General features: G+C 64.4%; 11 protein-coding genes. 1 reads left to right on the top strand and 10 read right to left on the bottom strand.

Annotated features, from left to right (window positions below; all coding sequences use genetic code 11):
• Positions 1 to 69: 69 nt before the first annotated feature.
• The 7 genes from M1P90_RS16005 to M1P90_RS15975 form a co-directional block, all read right to left on the bottom strand.
• Positions 70 to 1,311, bottom strand: coding sequence for a vWA domain-containing protein (locus M1P90_RS16005; protein ID WP_483703939.1), 1,242 nt, complete (start codon positions 1,309 to 1,311; stop codon positions 70 to 72).
• Positions 1,312 to 1,399: 88 nt separating this feature from the next.
• The gene (locus M1P90_RS16000; RefSeq protein WP_483703937.1) at positions 1,400 to 2,869 is read right to left on the bottom strand and encodes a protein kinase domain-containing protein; all 1,470 of its coding nucleotides are present in this window, start codon (positions 2,867 to 2,869) and stop codon (positions 1,400 to 1,402) included.
• A gap of 26 nt (positions 2,870 to 2,895) precedes the next feature.
• On the bottom strand, positions 2,896 to 4,707 hold the full coding sequence (locus tag M1P90_RS15995; protein ID WP_483703935.1) for a PP2C family protein-serine/threonine phosphatase: 1,812 nt from the start codon (positions 4,705 to 4,707) through the stop codon (positions 2,896 to 2,898).
• Between the two features lie 110 nt (positions 4,708 to 4,817).
• Positions 4,818 to 6,098, bottom strand: a complete 1,281-nt coding sequence (locus M1P90_RS15990; protein ID WP_483703933.1) for a Stp1/IreP family PP2C-type Ser/Thr phosphatase — start codon at positions 6,096 to 6,098, stop codon at positions 4,818 to 4,820.
• 254 nt (positions 6,099 to 6,352) lie between these two features.
• On the bottom strand, positions 6,353 to 7,612 hold the full coding sequence (locus M1P90_RS15985; RefSeq protein ID WP_483703931.1) for an ATP-binding response regulator: 1,260 nt from the start codon (positions 7,610 to 7,612) through the stop codon (positions 6,353 to 6,355).
• Between the two features lie 54 nt (positions 7,613 to 7,666).
• On the bottom strand, positions 7,667 to 9,172 hold the full coding sequence (locus M1P90_RS15980; protein WP_483703929.1) for a GAF domain-containing sensor histidine kinase: 1,506 nt from the start codon (positions 9,170 to 9,172) through the stop codon (positions 7,667 to 7,669).
• A gap of 10 nt (positions 9,173 to 9,182) precedes the next feature.
• Positions 9,183 to 10,907: a PAS domain-containing protein gene (locus M1P90_RS15975; protein ID WP_483703927.1), complete on the bottom strand. Its 1,725-nt coding sequence runs from the start codon at positions 10,905 to 10,907 to the stop codon at positions 9,183 to 9,185.
• Positions 10,908 to 11,287: 380 nt separating this feature from the next.
• On the opposite strand from M1P90_RS15975, the gene M1P90_RS15970 reads away from it, so the two are divergent.
• Positions 11,288 to 13,924, top strand: coding sequence for an FHA domain-containing protein (locus tag M1P90_RS15970; RefSeq protein WP_483703925.1), 2,637 nt, complete (start codon positions 11,288 to 11,290; stop codon positions 13,922 to 13,924).
• Between the two features lie 119 nt (positions 13,925 to 14,043).
• On the opposite strand, the gene M1P90_RS15965 is transcribed toward M1P90_RS15970, so the two are convergent.
• The 3 genes from M1P90_RS15965 to M1P90_RS15955 all read right to left on the bottom strand — a co-directional run bounded on the left by M1P90_RS15965 (position 14,044) and on the right by M1P90_RS15955 (position 17,051).
• Positions 14,044 to 14,691 carry a Uma2 family endonuclease gene (locus M1P90_RS15965; RefSeq protein WP_483703923.1) on the bottom strand — a complete coding sequence of 216 codons (648 nt, stop codon included), beginning with the start codon at positions 14,689 to 14,691 and terminating at the stop codon, positions 14,044 to 14,046.
• 302 nt (positions 14,692 to 14,993) lie between these two features.
• A complete protein-coding gene (locus M1P90_RS15960; RefSeq protein WP_483703921.1) occupies positions 14,994 to 16,013 on the bottom strand; it encodes a 3-oxoacyl-ACP synthase III in 1,020 nt (339 codons plus the stop codon).
• Positions 16,014 to 16,064: 51 nt separating this feature from the next.
• Positions 16,065 to 17,051 carry an NAD-dependent epimerase/dehydratase family protein gene (locus tag M1P90_RS15955; RefSeq protein ID WP_483703919.1) on the bottom strand — a complete coding sequence of 329 codons (987 nt, stop codon included), beginning with the start codon at positions 17,049 to 17,051 and terminating at the stop codon, positions 16,065 to 16,067.
• Between the last annotated feature and the right edge of the window lie 44 nt (positions 17,052 to 17,095).

Raw genomic sequence — 17,095 nt, 5'->3', positions numbered from 1 at the left:
CCTTCTGAGTTTTGCTTTCTGAGTGCGAATTATATAGCGTTTGTCAACTTGCGTGCAAAACCCGGAAGTCTACTGCTCCTCGAGCTTTTGGGTCAGGCGGCGGGTCGCGTAGCGCAGCTCTTTCTGGCTTTCGGCGCTGACGCTCTGGCCCTGCTCAAGCTGCGTGGCCTGCTCCTGCGCTTTCTGCGCCAGGTCGAGCTCACCGAGGTCGAGCAAGCGGGTGGCAGCGGCGCGCAGCTTCTGGGTTGCGCCCGCCACATTGCCGGCTTCGGCTTCGGAAAGCGCGCGGGTTTGCAGCTTGAAGGCGGTGACTTTCTCCACCAGGTTCATCACGCGTGGGTCGTACTGCGGCGCGCTGGCGTCGGCGCTGAATTCCAGCAGGATGTCCTGCTTGACGATTTCTTCGCTGCCGCCCAGCGGCGTGTAGTGCAGCTCGGCCTGCGCGATGCGGAACGAGCCAGCCGCGCGCGCCGGCACCATCAGGTCGATCACGACGCTGGCAGCTGTGCCGGCTTCGAGGTTGCCGAGCTTCACAGCCACTTCGTTTGCGCCAATTGGCTGGTAGCCCAGGTTGGCGATGACGGGCGTGACGCGATGCACCGCGCGCGGCGTAACATCGCGCGCCAGGCGCAGCAGCAGCCGCGCGTCTTGCGCGATGGTGCCCTGCGCGGCGCGCACGGCGCGCTGGAAGAAGCCGGTGATCTGCGCCGGATCGGCCACATAGTCGGAAGCGCCGCCAGTGGTTTCGGCCAGGTCGTCGAGCAGCTTCTCGTTCCACTCCGCGCCCAGGCCCAGCGCGGTGATGCGCACGCCGGCCGCGTTCACGTCTTTCGCCAGCGCGCGGCACTGATCTTCGTCGCCCCAGGTCTGGCCGTCGGTCAGCAGCAGCAGCGCGCCAACCCGGTCGGGCGTGGCGTTTTTTTGCAGCTCGGCCAGGCCGGCCTGCAAGCCGCCCGACATGGCAGTGCCGCCGGCTTCCTCAATCGAGTCGATCTGGGCTTTCAGCGCGTCCTTATCGCTGGCGGGCGTGGCGGGCGTCAGCACCTGCACGGTGTCGTCGAACAGCACAATCGCCACAATATCCTGCGGCGTGAGCGTGTCGATCACGCGCTTGGTGGCGTCCTTCATTGCGGCCAGCTTCGGCCCCTGCATCGAGCCCGAGCGGTCGAGCACCAGGCAGAAGTTCAGCGGCACGCTTTCGTTTTTCGCGCCGGGCTGCGCCTCGACCAGCAGGTAGGCGGCTTGCGGGCTTGCGCCGGCCGGCAGCGGGGCGCGGCCCCAGGTGCATGTTAGCGTCACAGTATCAGCCATGAACATATCTCCTCACACGCGGTGTGCTTCGTACACAGTTCTTGCCAGATCTACGCTGGCGGCGCGCGCGATGTTGCAGCCGGGCGCGCTAATCGCCCGATGCATTATACGTGCCAGCCATATAGCCAATCACGCAGCACAGCAGCAGCGTTGCCAGCCCCGCGCCAATTGCAATCGCGGCGTGCTTGCGCCCGTTTAGTGTGAACGGCGTGTTGGTTTGCAGCAGCGCAAGGATGCCCAGAATCACGCCCACTGGCCCGCCCAGCAGCGGCAGAAACGCCAGAATGTAGCCCAGGCCAGCCAGTGTGCCGCTGCTGTTGCTGGTTGCACTCGCCAGCCCCACCACCAGCGCCGACAGTGCCATCAGCGCCAGGCTCCCCAGGCTGATCCAGCGCGCAGTGTTGGCGAGGCGCGTGGTGAGCGGCTGTGTCCCTGGCTCGCCATACGGCTGCGAAATCGGGCGATCATATGGTTGCGAGCCGGGCTGCGAATAGGGCTGCGAGCCGGGCTGGGCGTAGGGCGTGGAAGCCGGCCGCGCGTAGCTCGCCTGCGGCTGCACCAGTGTCTGCCCGGTTATGGGTGCCTGCCCGCTGCCCCCCAGCAGCGCCTGACGGAAATCGCCAATCGTCGCAAAGCGCCGGTCGGGGTCGCTGTCGGTGGCGCGGGCCAGCGCGTCGGAAAGGGCGGCCGGCACGTTCGGGTTGAGCTGGCGGGCGGCTGGCAGGCGGAAGGGCGTGAGCGTCGGGTCGTGGCCGGTGAGCAGCTGGTGGAGCAGCACGCCAAGCGAATAAATGTCCGAGCGCCCATCGGTTTGGCCGCGCCCATACTGCTCGGGCGCGCTGTAGCCCACCGTGCCAAAGGCCTGTGTGTCTTGCGCCTGGCCGGGCTTGAACAGGCGCGCAATGCCGAAATCGATCAGCTTGAGCTGACCGTTCGGCGTCACCATGATATTGGCCGGCTTGAGATCGCGAAAAATGATCGGCGGGTTTTGCGCGTGCAGATAATCCAGCACATCGCAGAGCTGGCGCGCCCATTCTGTGGCGCGGCCCTGCGGCTGCGGCAAGCCCTCGCGCATCAGGAAGCCGAGCAGCGTTTCGCCCGGCACATATTCCATCACCAGGTAGGCTTTGCCATCCTGCTCGAAGTGGTCGGTCACGCGCGGCAGGTTGGGGTGGTTGAGCCCGGCCAGCATTTCGGCTTCGTGGCGGAACAGATCGCGCGCGCGCTGGCGCTCCAGCGGGCCGGTGATTGCCGACTGGCTCATTTCCTTCACCGCCCATGTCACCGTGCTCAGGCGGCGGTCGCTGGCGCGATACACCGCGCCCATGCCGCCCTGCCCAAGCCGCGTGGTGATGACATAGCGATCTTGCAGCACGGTCTGCTGGGGCAGCGCGCCAGTGGCCGGCTCGGCTATGGCAGCGGCCGGTGGCGTCAGCAGGCGCTGGCCGCATTCCGAGCAGAAGGGCTGGCCGTCGGGGTTGTCGTGTTGGCAGGTTGGGCAACGCATATCAGTCGGCAGCCAGCAGTGGGCAGTTCGCAGAATGGCGTCGTGCTGCACACTGCCGCCTGCCAACTGCTGGCTTGCTATTCTCCGTATCCTTCAAAGCGAACCAGCACGGCGGTGATGTTGTCGTCGCCGCCGTTGGCGTTGGCGGCCGCAACCAGCGCCTCACACGCCGCCTGCGGGTCGTCGTGCCTGCCAATAATGTCGTTCATCTGCGGGTCGTGCGTCATTTCCCACTGGCCGTCGCAGCACAGAAACAGCGCGTCGCCGGGCTTGAGCCGCACGCTGAACAGGTCGATCTCGACATCGGGCTTGTCGCCCAGCGAGCGCAGCACGGCGTTGCGCTGCGGGTGGGTGTAAATATCGTCCTCGGTGATCTGCCCGAGGTCGACCAGCCGCATCACCAGCGAGTGATCCTTGCTGATGCGCTTGAGCTGCCCGTTGCGTAGAAGATATGTGCGGCTGTCGCCAACGTTGCCCACCACGGCGCGGTCGCCGGCGGTGAGCGCCATGGTGATGGTGGTGCCCATGTCGTTGCCGCGCGCGCGGCCTTCGTTTAGCACATACTGGTTCGCCTGCAAAATGGCCTTGTGCACAACCTCTTTGAGCTGGGCTTCGTCGTAGGGCGCGTCGGCGTCGAGCGTGGGCGTGAGGTAGGAACTCAGCACGACCTCGGCCGCGCCACGAATGGCCAGCCCGCTGGCGACTTCGCCGGCCGCGTGGCCGCCCATGCCGTCGGCCACAATAAACAGGCCCCACGAGCGCCCGTTGGAATTCTGCACCTTGCGCAGATCGAGCGCCAGCAGGCTGTCTTCGTCCAGCTCGCGCACCATGCCCGCGTGCGAGGCCGCGCCAATGCGTGTCCAGAGCGGGCGGGGCTGCGTGCGCTCGGCGATCAGGTCGTCCAGCCGTTCGGCCAGCGTGGCGGCATCGGCAATGTTGTCGGTGCGCATGTCGCGCAGCACATCGCCCAGGCCGGGCATTTCGATGATCTCGGTCACGCTTTCTTCGTTCAGGCGGCGGGTTTTGCGCTCGGTGGCGGTCAGCGCCTCGATCAGGCCGGCCAGCGCGCGCAGGTCGGCGGTGCGCGCGGCGGTGTCGCCCTTTTCGATGCTGTGCAGGCCGGGCGCATTGCGCAGGCGCGGCGTTTCGGCGGCGGTCAGCTCGACATCTTTGGTGCTGATTGGGCCAAGCGCAAGGCCGGCGGCGTGGAGGTGGCTGAGCAGGTGGGCCAGCCCGCGGCCAATATACAGCGCCTGCAATTCGTCGAGCGGCGTGTTCACGGGCGCCCGCCCGCTGTCGCTCACCAGGGTGAGCACGGGCGCGTCGGGGGCGTCGCTGGCGTGCACCTGATCCCAGATCGGCGGCAGCACTTCGCGCGTGGCAGCATCGGTGATGCTGGTGACCAGCGCCAGGCCGCTTGGCGTGCCCGTGCTGATCTGGCCCCGATAGTGGCGATTGTCGAGATTTGCGCCGCATTCGGTGCAGAACAGCTCGCCCGGGTCGTTCGACGTAGCGCCGCAGGCCCAGCAACGCTTCCAGGGCTGGCGGTCAATCGCCTCCACCTGGTCGCCCTGCTGCGCAACGATCTCGTAACGCCCGGCGAACAGCCCATTGGGCTGGCCTAATGTTGGCGGCTGGGTCGCGTCCATGCGTGCTCCTTCATGCTCATTGTCGTGCGGCTGGCGGCTGGTTACCGCAGCGCGCGGCGCGGTCGTTGTCGTCTCGTGAGAATACGCCGAGTCGTGCACAAGTGTTGCAGCCAGCCAGGCGTGATCGTCGGGCGACGGGCGGGCGGGCAGCTCGGTTGCCTGAGGCAGGCGGGCGGCGCAGTGCAGGCAGAAACGTGCGTCGGTGCGGTTGGTGGTGCCGCAGGATGGGCAGATTGGCATCAGGACTCTCGCGACTATGCAAATGGCGTGCTGCCCCCGGCAGCCGGTGAATGGTGCGTACCCTGCCGAACCCAACGCCCCACCATCCGCGCTCGCGCCCAGGCCTGCGGCTACTGGCCGACGCGGACAATCACAACGCTGATATTATCGCGCCCGCCGCGCTCGTTGGCCAGCGCCACCAGGCGCTCGCAGGCGCGGTCGGGGTCGCTTTCCTGCAATGCAATTTGGGCAATCTCTTCGTCGCGCACATGGTTGAACAGGCCATCCGAGCACAGCAAAATAACGTCGCCCGCCTCAAGCTGCTCGGAAAGCGTATCGACCTCGACCGACGGGTCGGTGCCGATTGAGCGGTAGAGCAGGTTGCGCTGCGGGTGGGTGCGCGCCTGTTCGGGCGTGATCTGCCCGATATCGACCAGCCGCGCCACCAGGCTGTGGTCGGACGTAAGCTGCGCGGTGGTTGCGCCGTCCTTGGTCACGCCATTGGCATTCAGCAGGTAGGCGCGCGAATCGCCCACCGACGCGATGTGCAGGCGGTCGCCGACGATCAAGGCGATGGTCAGGGTGGTGCCCATGCCGTGGCGCTCGTCGTCGCTGCGCGATTCTTCGTACACGCGGCGGTTCGCGGCCTTGGCGGCGGTGCTGAGCAGCGCCTGCCACGCGGCATCATCGAGCGACGATTGCTGGCCGCTGGCATCGTGCTGAAGCTGCGCCTGTGTGACTTCGGCCGCGATTTTGCTGGCCTGTTCGCCGGCCTTTGCGCCGCCCATGCCGTCGGCGACGAGGCACAGGCGCGCCGCGCCGCCGCGCAGCTTGATCGTGCTGGTGGAGATCGTATCCTGATTGTTCGCGCGCACCCGCCCCTGGTCGGTTCGCGCGGCAATGGTAAAACGCAGCGGCATGAGCGTCACCGTTGTGTGTGTTTGAGCCTGGTCGCCGAGCGGCGCGCCACAGCCCAGGCAATATTTCGCGCCGGCGCGATTGCCGCGCCCGCAGGTTGGGCAGCCAACGTCGTAGGTTCGCAGGGCGGGCAGGCGCGTGGTGATGCGGATGGTATCGCGCCCGGCGGCGAGCTGTTTCGACAGGCTGTGCAGCACCTGCGAAAGCTCTTCGATCGCGTCGGCGGCGCGTTCGCGGGTTGTCAGGTCGGCGCTGCTGAGCTGTTCCTGCCACCAGTGTACGCCCGATTCTACCACGTTTATCAGGCCGCGCAGATCGAGCGTTTCGCCCTGAACATTGATACGGCGAGGCGCATGTACGGCCACTTCTACTGGCGCTTCGGAAGGGGATGGGCTAGCAGCGCCGCCGGCTGGCGCGAGCGGGCGCCCGCAAGCCGGGCAGAAGCGTGAGCGCTTGGTAATCGGGGCACGGCAGAATGGGCAGGCGTCGGTCATGGGCGTTCCGGCGAAGTCAGGCGGATGTTGAGGAAAATTATAGAGGACAGCGCGCCGGAAGGCAAGCCAGCCGCGCAATTTGGCTAGCGCAGCGCAGCGGAAATCTGTTGCCGATTATGACCAAAGACGAAGGACGAAGGACGAAGCCAGGGCGCTGATTCGTCGTTTGCCCTTTCAGCAAGCGGAAATAAGCGAGGAATGCCTGGTATTGCAATCGCCAATCCGTATTCCCCATCCCCTGCGCTGAAAGCGCGCTAGGTGTCGGTTTGATTGTTGGGCAGGGTAATAGCGAACACACTGCCCGCGCCTTCGGTGCTTTCCACATCGATGGTGCCGCTGTGCAGGGTCACAAGCTGCCGCACAATTGCCAGCCCCAGCCCGCTGCCGCGCTCGCCAGCCGTGCCGCGGGTATGCACCTGCCGGAACTGCTCGAACAGGTGCGGCACAGAGCTGGCGGGGATACCCAGCCCGGTATCGGCCACGCTGATGCGCACGCCGCCCGGCGCGGGCGCGATGATCACGCGCACCTGCCCGCCGTTCGGCGTGAACTTAATCGCATTTCCTATCAGGTTGCTCAGGATCTGCGCCAGCTTCACCCAATCGGCGTGAATAAGTGGTTCTTTCGGCAGCACTTCCAGCAGCAGATCGATGTGCTTGGCTTTTGCGCTGGGCAGCAGGCTATCGAGCACCTGGTGAGTGACGGCGCTGGCGCGCAGTTCGATGCGTTCGAGCTGCACTTTGCCGGCTTCCAGCTTCGACAGATCGAGCATCGTGCTGACCATGGCGATCAGGTGGTTTGCCGAGCCGGCGATGCTGTTCACCAGCCGCCGGTTGTCGTCGTTCATGGTGTCGTCGTCGAGCAGAAGTTCGGCCATATTTTGGATTGCGCCCAGCGGCGAGCGCAGATCGTGTGAGGTGATGGCAAGCAGGTTATCCTTCACGGCGTTCAGCTCACGCAGCTGCTGGTTGGCCTCGGCCAGCTCGGCGGTGCGCGCCGTGATCCGCTCTTCCAGCTCGGCATTGATCGTCGCCAGCCCGGCATTGAAGGCTTCCAGCTCGTCCACTTTCTGCGAGAGCTTGTGCAGCAGCAGGCGCTGATGTTCCTGCTCGAATTGCTCGGGGGGCGGCGGCGCCAGCGTTTCAATCGGCAGATCGAGGGCGGCGCGAATGGTATCGAGAATCACCTGTGGCTCGGCCGGCTTGGTGAGCAGGTAGCTGACGCCGAGCGAGGCGGCCAGCGAGTGGGTTTCCGATTCGATATAGGTTGCGGTGTAGAACATCACGGGCGTGTGGGCGATGCTGGGATCCGAGCGGAGCATGCGCACAAAGGCAAAGCCATCGATATCGGGCATCAGCACATCGGCAATCACCAGGTTGGGGCGGGCCGCGCGCACAAGCTCAAGCGCCACTTCGGCATTCTGGGCTTCCAGGGCTGTATGGCCCGCATAGCCAAGCAGCGTCACAAGCACATCGCGGTTGGTTGCGCGATCGTCGAGCACAAGGATGGTCGCCATGATGCGTACTCCTGGCGTGGGCTGCGATTGCTTTGCAATGGGCTTGCTGGGCGCTTATGTGTCGTCGGTGGCGATGTTTGCCGGCAATTTCAGTGTGAAAATGCTCCCGCGCCCATAGGTACTGTCGAGTGTGATTGTGCCGCCAAGCACATGCGCCAGCTGGTAGGCTATGCGCAGCCCCAGCCCGGTGCCTTCGCGCCCGCGCACCTCGGGCGAATCGACGCGCCCAAATTCCTGGAACAGGCGCATCTGGTCGGCTGATTTGATGCCAATGCCAGTGTCGTGGATGGCGAACTCAACCATACCCTGCCCGGCATTCAGATACTGGCTAACAACCAGCCGAACTTCGCCCCGGTCGGTGAATTTAATCGCGTTGCCAACTAAGTTGATCAGAATGCGATTGAGCGCGCCTTCGTCGCTGCGCAGCACAATCAGCTCGGCGGGCATTTCGCTAGAAAGCCGAAGCTGTTTCGCATCGGCCAGCGGGCGCAGGCTGGCGGCGAGCGCGGCTACCATGCTCTGGCATTGTATCATTGTTGGGCGAATCTCAACACGCCCGGCTTCGATCTTTGCCAGGTCAAGAATATCGTTGATCAGCGCGATCAGCTGGCGCGTGCTGTGCTGGATCGTGCGGAGCTGGTGATCTTGCGCGGCATTGAGCGGGCCGGGCATCTGCATGAGCAGCGTGCCGGTGAAGCCAAGAATGGCATTCAGTGGCGTGCGCAGCTCGTGCGACATGCTGGTAAGAAAGGCGCTCTTGGCCTGGTTGGCGCGTTCGGCTTCGGCGCGGGCGGCGTGCGCCTCGGCAAATAATGCCGCATTGTTGATCGCCAGCCCGGCGCGGTCGGCCAGGTCTTGCAGAAATACCTGATCGGCGGCAGTATACGGTGGGTTGGGAATAATGCGCGTCATGTAGATCAGGCCAATAATGCGCCCGTGCGCCCGCAGCGGCACCACCGCCAGCCCCGATGGGTTGAATTGCTCGATCAGTGGCTGGTGCTCTGAGCCGACTATGCCAGCCACGCTATCGTTGCGCGAGAGTACAATTGCCTGGCCTCGGTTCAAAACCTGTTGCATCAGCGGGGTGACTGGCAGATATCGTTGTGAGAACGCCGCCTGGAGCGAGGATACCTGCTCGGCATCCCGCTGTGCAATGACCTTTATTTCGGCCTGGTGCCCATCGTCGGTGAAGAGCACAATGATCGTTGTGTCGCCGAAATGGCGCGTGATCCAGCCCGCAATAATATCGAATACGGCCTGTGTTTCCTGGTTTGCTTCGGCAATGGCCTGCAGCAGATCGGCCACCGCTGTGGCGCGCTCGGCGTTGGTGCGGATCTGCTCGGCCAGCAGGGTGCGCTCGGTGATCTCGGCTTGCAGTGTGGTGTTGGCTGCGCGCAGCTGTTCCGTCAGCACCTGGCGCGCATAGGCGATCGAGATTTGCCCGGCCATGCCATTCATCAGCTCAATATCGGCAGGGGTGAAATCGGGCGCGTCGGTGCGATTCAGCGCGGTGAGCGTGCCAAACACCGCGCCGAGATGGTAGAGCGGCACCACCACCACTGCGCCAACATCAGTTTCCTGGCGGCGGAGCAGCGTGCGCGGGCTTTCGCGCGGGTCGATCGCGTCTTTGGGGCGAAATCGCCGGGCTGCGGTGGCGGATGGCCCAGCCAGTCAGCCCATCCATCAGCTCGTCGAAACCAATCTCGGGAATAGTGTCGGTTGCGCCGGGGCTGCCCTGCAGGCTGTATTGCACACTTGACGTTTCCCAGTTGAAGATCACAATAATGGCGCGGCTGGCCCGCACAATCGCGCTGACCTGATCGACCGTCTGCTGCAAGGCTTCGCGCAAATCGTCGGAACGGATGACCGAGTTGGTGATGGCATACAATGCCTGCGCCCGGTCGCGGGCGGCGCGCAGCTCGCGCGTGCGCGTGGCCACATGCTGTTCGAGCTGGTTGTTCAGGTCGCGCAGCTTGGTTTCGGCCTGCTTGCGCGGGGTGATGTCGATCATCGTGCTGAGCAGTGCGGCTTCGTCGTTCAGTTCAATTGGCTCCAGGCTCCATTGCATGGTGCGTTCGCCGCTGCGGGTGCGGATCGTTAGCTCGATATTGCGCAGCTGGCCGCGCATCGCCAGCTGATCGAGCACTTCGTCGCGCTGCTGAAGATTGGCATACAGCTCAAGTTCCTCCAGGTTGCGCTCAAGCAGTTCGGTGCGCGAAAAGCCGAGCAGCTGGCACAGGCTTTCGTTCGCGTCGAGAAAGCATTCATCGCGCATACGAAGAATGGCCAGCGCAGCCGGGCTTGCATGAAAGGCTTTGGCAAAACGTTCTTCGCTGGCGCGGAGCGCCTGGTCAGCGGCGCGCTGCGCGCCAACGTCGCGAAATACCAGCACCACGCCATGCGTCAACCCCCCGCTGTCGCGAATGGGCGCGCCGCTGTCCTCGATCGGCGTTTCGCGGCCGTCGCGGCTGATCAGCAGCGGGTAGCTTTCGTTGGTGGTGGCGCGCTGCCTGTGCAGTACGGCTCTGGCAATATCGTCGAGCGGCGCGCGCGTGAAGGCATCGATAACGGTGAACACTTCAGGGAGCGGCCGCCCGTAGGCGCTCGAATCCCAGCCGGTGAGCTGCTCGGCGATCGGGTTCAGAAACGTTACGCGTGCTTCGGTGTCGGTGGTGATGACGGCATCGCCAATGCTCGCAAGCGTGACGATCAGGCGCGCGCGTTCGCGTTCAAGCTCGGCTAATGTTTTGGCCAGCAGCTCGTTGCTGGCGCGCAGGTGCTGTTCGGCCCGCTGGCGCAGCAGAATATCGCCCTGCAGCACCTGCTGGTGAATGACCAGCGCGACAAGAATGGTGATGTAAATGCTGAGGGTGAATGGCGATGTGTACACGCCCTGCCCGCCCGCGCGCGCCAGCAGCAGCGCAAGTATCGTCAGCCCGCTGCCGAGCACCCACCAGGGCCCGGCCAGCACCAGGGTGATCGCGGGCGGCAGCGCCAGCACAACCGGGGCGTACATGGTCACAAATGGCTCGGGCATGAAGGTGCCAATTACCGCGCTCAGCAACAATGCGTTGATCGAGCGCGCCAGCTCCCAGCCACGCTGGTAGGCAATCAGCAGCGCCAGGCTCACCAGCACCATAATGGCAGACACCCAGAATTGCCCGGGCTCGGGAGTCTTGTCAAAGATGGCTTCGATCAGCACGGCCAGCAGAAACAGGGTTTGTGTGCCCAGCACAGCCTGCGCCGCCGCACGCTGTGTAATAATGAGCGGCTTGTCGCCTGAACGAGGGTTCATGGCGTGTTTCTCCTGGCCGTTTCCGGCGACAAGGTTGGAGCCTTCGCGCACTGGCTGAGCCGTAGAGTTGTAAAGCCAATCCCTGGCTGGCACAGGGGTAAATGAAAGCGTAGCGCATATGGGTGCGCCAATGAATAGTGTTAGGTGTACTTGCGACGAGTCTTAGGAAGTTTCGAGGGTGTTTGCGCGATTGCGTGGTTGAAATAGTAAAGAATTAGCAATCACGTATAGGTTTAGTATAGCCGATGCGCGCCTGCAACTCAATGATTTTTCGTTGCACTGAGGCTCAGATTGGGTGGGCCGAGCGCAGGCATTGCTGCTATACTAGCATACGTATCGTTTGCGCAATTTTTTGCTGTGTAGAACCAGGAGCGCTCTCGGTGTCTGCAACTGTTTGTATTCATTGTGGCGCGCCGCTCAACCGCCTGGGCGCGCGCTTTTGCACCACATGCGGCCAGGCGCAAATTGCCGCGCCACCGCCCACCATTATCGACGCGCCAGCCGTGCCAGCCACGCCCGCCACAGCGCCTGCCCCGCCCGGCGGCTCGCAGCCACTCGCCACCGGCGCGCATCTCGTCATTCAGGATGAAGGGCAGACCCGCGACGTGGCGCTGGGCGCGCAGCCGCTCGCGATTGGCCGCGCCGCCAGCAACGACGTCGCGCTCAACTCGCGCTTTGTGTCCGCGCGCCACGCCCGCATCGAGCCGGCCGGCACGGCCCACCAGATCGTCGATGTTGGCTCGACCAACGGCATTCTGTTCGAAGGCCGCCGCCTGCCGCCCAACACGCCGCAGCCCCTGGCCGATGGCGCGGTGCTGCGCATTGGCGACCCGGCCACCGGCAACTTTGTGTCGCTGGCCTACCACAACCCCGCCGCCGCCCGCGCCGCGCAGGCCGCCACCGTCGCAAAGAGCTACCCGCTCGACCCGAACGACCCGCAGATCACGATTGGCCGCGAAGGCAGCGAGATCGTGCTGGAAAACCCGCAGGTCTCGCGCAACCACGCCGTGATCGACCGCGTGGGCGGCAAGCATGTGCTGCGCGACATTGGCTCGACCAACGGCACCTTTGTGAATGGCCAGCGCATCAGCCAGCACACCCTCGCGCCCGGCGACGTCATTCAGATCGGCGCGTTCAAGCTGGTGTACGACGGCGACAGCCTCGACCAGTACGATCAGCGCGGCGCGCTGCGGATCGATGCGCGCAACCTCACCCGCGAAGTGCGGCGCGATGGGAAAACACGCACAATTCTGAAAGATGTGTCGCTCTCGATTGCGCCGCGCGAATTCGTGGCGCTGGTGGGCGGCAGCGGCACCGGCAAAAGCACGCTGATGAACGCGCTTTCGGGCTACGCCCAGGCCAGCAGCGGCCACGTGCTGGTGAACGGCGACGACTACTACCGCAACTTCGACGCCTACCGCACCCTGCTGGGCTACGTGCCGCAGGACGACATCATCCACCGCACGCTGCCGGTCGAGCGCGCGCTGGGCTACGCCGCCGAGCTGCGCCTGCCCGCCGACACCGCGCCAGCCGAGATCACGCAGCGCATCACACGCGTGCTCGACGACGTGGACATGACGCCGCACCGCGACAAGCTGGTGGAAAACCTTTCTGGCGGCCAGCGCAAGCGCGTGAGCATTAGCGCCGAGCTGCTGGCCGACCCCTCGCTCTTTTTTCTCGACGAGCCAACCTCGGGCCTGGACCCCGGGCTTGAGAAAAAAATGATGTACACGCTGCGCCGCCTGGCCGATAGCGGGCGCACGGTGGTGCTGGTGACGCACGCCACCGCAAACATCAGCCAGTGCGATCACGTGGCCTTTATGTCCGACGGGCGCATGGTCTATTTTGGCCCGCCCGCCGAGGCGCTCCAGTTCTTTGGCGTGGGCAGCGGCGACTTTGCCGACATCTACACCAAGCTCGAAGGCGTGGCCACGCCGCAGGATGCCGACCGCTGGGCGGTGGTGCAGCGCGACCTTCAGGCTGAAAATGATGCGTGGAGCGCCAAGAACCAAGAACCAAGAACCAAAAACCCACGTGGCGCAGCCGCTTCTGCTCCAACTCTCGCCGAGCTGTGGGAAATGAAGTTTCGCGCCTCGCCGCAGTATGCGCGCTATGTTGCCGGGCGGCTGGCGCAGGCCCCCGCCGGGCCAGTGGCGGGCGGGCAGGGCGGCGGGGGCGGCAGCACGCCGCGCGTGTCGCCGCTGCGGCAGTTCGGCATTCTTGCGCGCCGCTACCTCGACCTGATCATCCAGGATCGGCGCAACCTCGGCATTCTGCTGCTGCAAGCGCCGATCATTGGCGTGCTGCTGATGCTGGTGGCCAAAGCCGACGCGCTGGTGGGCGAAAAGACCTTTGCCAGCGAAGCCAAGAAGGTGCTGTTTATGCTGGCGACGGTGGCGGTGTGGTTTGGCATCATCAACGCCGCGCGCGAGATCACCAAAGAGTCGCCAATTTTCCGGCGCGAGCGGCTGGCGAACCTGCGCATTGGCCCGTATGTGCTCTCGAAGATCGCCATTCTGCTGCTGCTGGTGGTCATTCAAAGCGCGCTGCTGCTGGGGCTGGTAAGCCTGCGCGTGCAGCTTCCGGCGATGGGCGTGCTCCTGCCGGGCTGGCTGGAACTGTATGCCACCACGCTGCTTACCTCGCTGGCGGGCCTGGCGATGGGCCTGGCAATCTCGTCCTCGGCATCCACACCCGACCGCGCAATCTCGATCGTGCCGCTCGCGCTGATCCCGCAGATCCTGTTCGCGGGCGTGATCTTCACGCTGGGCGATGGCTTCAGCGTGCAGCGTCTGCTTTCGTGGTTCACAATCAGCCGCTGGGCGATGGATGCCTACGGCACCACGGTGAACCTGAACGATCTGCCCTTCCAGCCGGGCATGCTGCGCGTCGCCAAAGACGAATATGCGTTCACGGCTGGGCATTTGCTTTCGCGCTGGGCGATTCTGCTGCTGTACATGGTGGTGTGCCTGGGCATCACGGCCTGGCAGCTCAAGCGCCGCGACCGGCAGGTCTAGTGCAGGCGTCCAGCTACGGCTAACGAACCGAATAACCACGAAGGCACGAAGACACGAAGAGTTTATGGCTTTCTGCCGCTCTTCGTGTCTTCGTGTCTTTGTGGCTATAAAGGGAGCCGCTACACCAGATTTTGCAGCGCCCGCTGGTGCTCGACCGGGTCGAACAGGGCGCGGATGGGGATGCTGAAGCCTGCCACGGCGCTGCTAGTGATCTCGCCCGAGCGCGCCTTGGTTTGCAGCGTGTAGACGCCATCCGCCAGCACATACTGCTCCACCACCTGCGCGTCGGGGTCGATGATCCAGTACTCGTTCACGCCGTGCGCCGCGTAGTCGGTGAACTTCACGCCGCGATCGGTCGCTTCGGTGCTGGGCGAAAGCACCTCGGCCACAAAATCGGGCGCGGGAAAGTGCATCTGGTCGGGGCTGAACGCCGCCGCGATTTCCTGCCGGAAGAAGCAGATATCGGGCTCGTAGTCATTGCGCGTCAGCGAGACGAGCAGCTTCTCAAAGCCCACCAGCCCGAGTTGATGCTTGGCGCTGAACACGCTAAGCAACACTAGCAGGTCTTGCGCAGCCTCGCTGTGGCGCAGCTTCACCGGCGACTGAAAGATCGTCGCGCCGTTGATGAACTCGACTTTCTGCTCTTCATCAAACTGCGCGTAGAACTCGGCGCGGCGCTTCTGCTCTTCGGCCAGCAGATCGCGGATCTGCTCGTAGTAGAGCACGAGCTGCGGCGATTCCAGCAATTTGTCGAGCGCAATTGTCATGGCGTCCTCCATCGCTGCGATGGCCTGATTCTAGCGCAGCGGCGGGCGCGGGTCAAGACTTTGTCAGGACCATGCCAAGTTGGAATGGGAACGAGATCAATCCACAGATTGCGCAGATTACACAGAAATGAGGTCGATAATCTGCGAAATCTGCGTCATCTGTGGATAAATTTTAGGGCTTTGTAGATTGCGAATGTCCTCAGGACGCTGAAGATGGGACGCAGGCGAACGCAGATCGACGCTTCTCAGAATTATCTGTCCACGTGTTCTGCGCTCGTCTGCGTCTAGTCCAGCCCGAATGGCTACCAGGTTACGCTCATCATCGAGCAGTTGAGCCCGCTGCCGATCCCGAGCAGCGCGACGTTGTCGCCCTTGCTGATGCGCCCGGCCTCGTCGGCCATTGCCAGCGTGATCGGCAGCGCGGCCGGCCCGATGTTGCCCAGCGTCGGGAAGTTCAGGTGCAGCTTGTTCGGCTTGATCTCCAGCGCTTCGGCCACGGCGGCCATGTGCCGCGCGCCAACCTGATGCGGGATATACATGGCGATCTCGGCATCGCTCCAGTGCGGCAGCTCGTCGGCGGCGGCGCGCCATGTTTCGCCGGCCAGCTGCACGCCCGCAATCAGCAGCGCGCTGGCGTCGGTCTTCATGTAATCGGGCTGGCCGACGCACAGGCGGTTGTGCTGGGTCGCGGCCATCGTCACCGCGCCATTCAGGCTGTGCCCGCTGGTCGACAGCTCTTTGCGGCACAGCAGCATCGCCACCGCGCCCGAGCCGAGCGTCAGCGTGGCGAAATTATCGCGAAATTCCTGCGGCGTGGTCGTTTCGCTTTGCAGCCGCCGCACGGTCGCCATCACCGCTTCCTGCGAGCCTTCGCCATCCACCACCAGTGCATAGTCGATCAGGCCGGCTTCGATCTGCATGCCCACGCTGGTCATGCCGTTCAGAAAGCCCAGGCAGGCGTTGCTGATGTCGTAGTTGATGCAGCTTGGCGGCAGGCCGAGGTTGCCGTGCACCAGGCAGGCCACCGACGGCTCGATATAATCTTTGCAGACGGACGTGTTGATTAGGGCGCCGATCCGCTTGGGGTCGATGCCGGTTTTGTCGAGCAGCTTGCGCGCGGCCAGCGTGGCGACATCGCTGGGCATGGTGCCGTGGTCCCAGAAGCGGCGCTCGCGAATGCCCGACAGCGCTTCGAGCCGGCCGGCGGGAATGCCGATCCGCTGCATGGTCGCCGCCATCTGGCCTTCGAGGTCGTCGGAGGTGACGCGGTGCGGGGCAAGTTCGTAGGCGATGGCTTCAATGGCGACGTTTTGGAAGAGCATTGGGGTTTTCTCCTTTGTGCGTGAAGCGTTGCAGGCGGCGCAGATGCGTGCCTATGGGTTGGCCTGAAACCATGCGACCGTGCGGCGCAGCCCCTCGGCGGTGCTGATGCGCGCAGTATAGCCAAAATCGCGGGCGGCGGCGGCGTGGCTGAACCAGTGCGACATGCTCATTTGTTCAACCATCATACGGGTGAGCGGCGGCTCGCGATCTATGCGCGCCGCACGGAAAAGCCATTCGGTCAGCGAGGCGAGCGGCAAGGCCACGCGCGGGCTGATGCTGCCGCGCACAGGCGGCAGGCCGGCCAGAGTCACCAGTTCGTCGATAAAATTCCACATATTCACCGGCTCGGCCTGACCAATGAAGTAAGCCCGGCCGCGCGTGGGCGCGTGTTCGTGCAGACTGTCGGCGGCCTGCAGGTGGGCTTCGGCGCCGTTCTCCACATAGGTCACATCCACAAGATTTGTGCCATCGCCAACGCGCCGCAGCCGCCCGGCACGCGCGCGCGCCAAAATCTGCGGAACGATGTGCGGGTCGCGCGGCCCCCAGATCAGGTGCGGGCGCAGCGCCACCGTGAGAATGTCGCGCTGGCGCAGCACCCAGCGCTCGGCCAGGGCTTTGGTGTGCGGGTAGGGCGCGGAGTAGCGCGCCGGGAAGGGCAAGCTCTCGTCGCCGCCAGCAATATCGTCTGTGCCAATCGCCACCGAGGGCGAGGACGTGTAAACGAACTTCGGCACGCCCGCGCGCACCGCCGCCCGCAGAATGTGCTGCGTCGCCGTGACATTGTTGCGGTAGAAGTCGTCCCACGTTCCCCACACGCCCGCCTTCGCCGCCACATGAAATACCGCATCGCAGCCGCGCAGCGCGGCTCCCACATCATCTTCGGCGGCAAGGTCGGCGCGGAAGCACGCCACGCCAAGCGCGCGCAGCTCGGGGTAGTCGTTGCGCCCGAGCACGCGCACGCTGTCGCCGCGCGCCAGCAGCTGCTCAACGACGTAGCGCCCCAGGAAGCCATTTCCGCCAGTTACGAGTGCGTTCATATGTGCCTATGGACGAAGGACGAAGGACGAATGTGAAGCCACAG

Source organism: Kouleothrix sp. 19917, assembly GCF_057073505.1.
This window is presented reverse-complemented; position numbering and strand designations above follow the sequence as displayed.

Excerpts from the sequence above, each read along its gene's own strand:
- M1P90_RS15960 (WP_483703921.1), bottom strand. The coding sequence starts at position 16,013 with ATGCTCTTCCAAAACGTCGCCATTGAAGCCATCGCCTACGAACTTGCC.
- M1P90_RS16005 (WP_483703939.1), bottom strand. The coding sequence starts at position 1,311 with ATGGCTGATACTGTGACGCTAACATGCACCTGGGGCCGCGCCCCGCTG.
- M1P90_RS15975 (WP_483703927.1), bottom strand. The coding sequence starts at position 10,907 with ATGAACCCTCGTTCAGGCGACAAGCCGCTCATTATTACACAGCGTGCG.
- M1P90_RS15955 (WP_483703919.1), bottom strand. The coding sequence starts at position 17,051 with ATGAACGCACTCGTAACTGGCGGAAATGGCTTCCTGGGGCGCTACGTC.
- M1P90_RS15965 (WP_483703923.1), bottom strand. The coding sequence starts at position 14,691 with ATGACAATTGCGCTCGACAAATTGCTGGAATCGCCGCAGCTCGTGCTC.
- M1P90_RS15990 (WP_483703933.1), bottom strand. The coding sequence starts at position 6,098 with ATGACCGACGCCTGCCCATTCTGCCGTGCCCCGATTACCAAGCGCTCA.
- M1P90_RS15985 (WP_483703931.1), bottom strand. The coding sequence starts at position 7,612 with ATGGCGACCATCCTTGTGCTCGACGATCGCGCAACCAACCGCGATGTG.
- M1P90_RS15995 (WP_483703935.1), bottom strand. The coding sequence starts at position 4,707 with ATGCCAATCTGCCCATCCTGCGGCACCACCAACCGCACCGACGCACGT.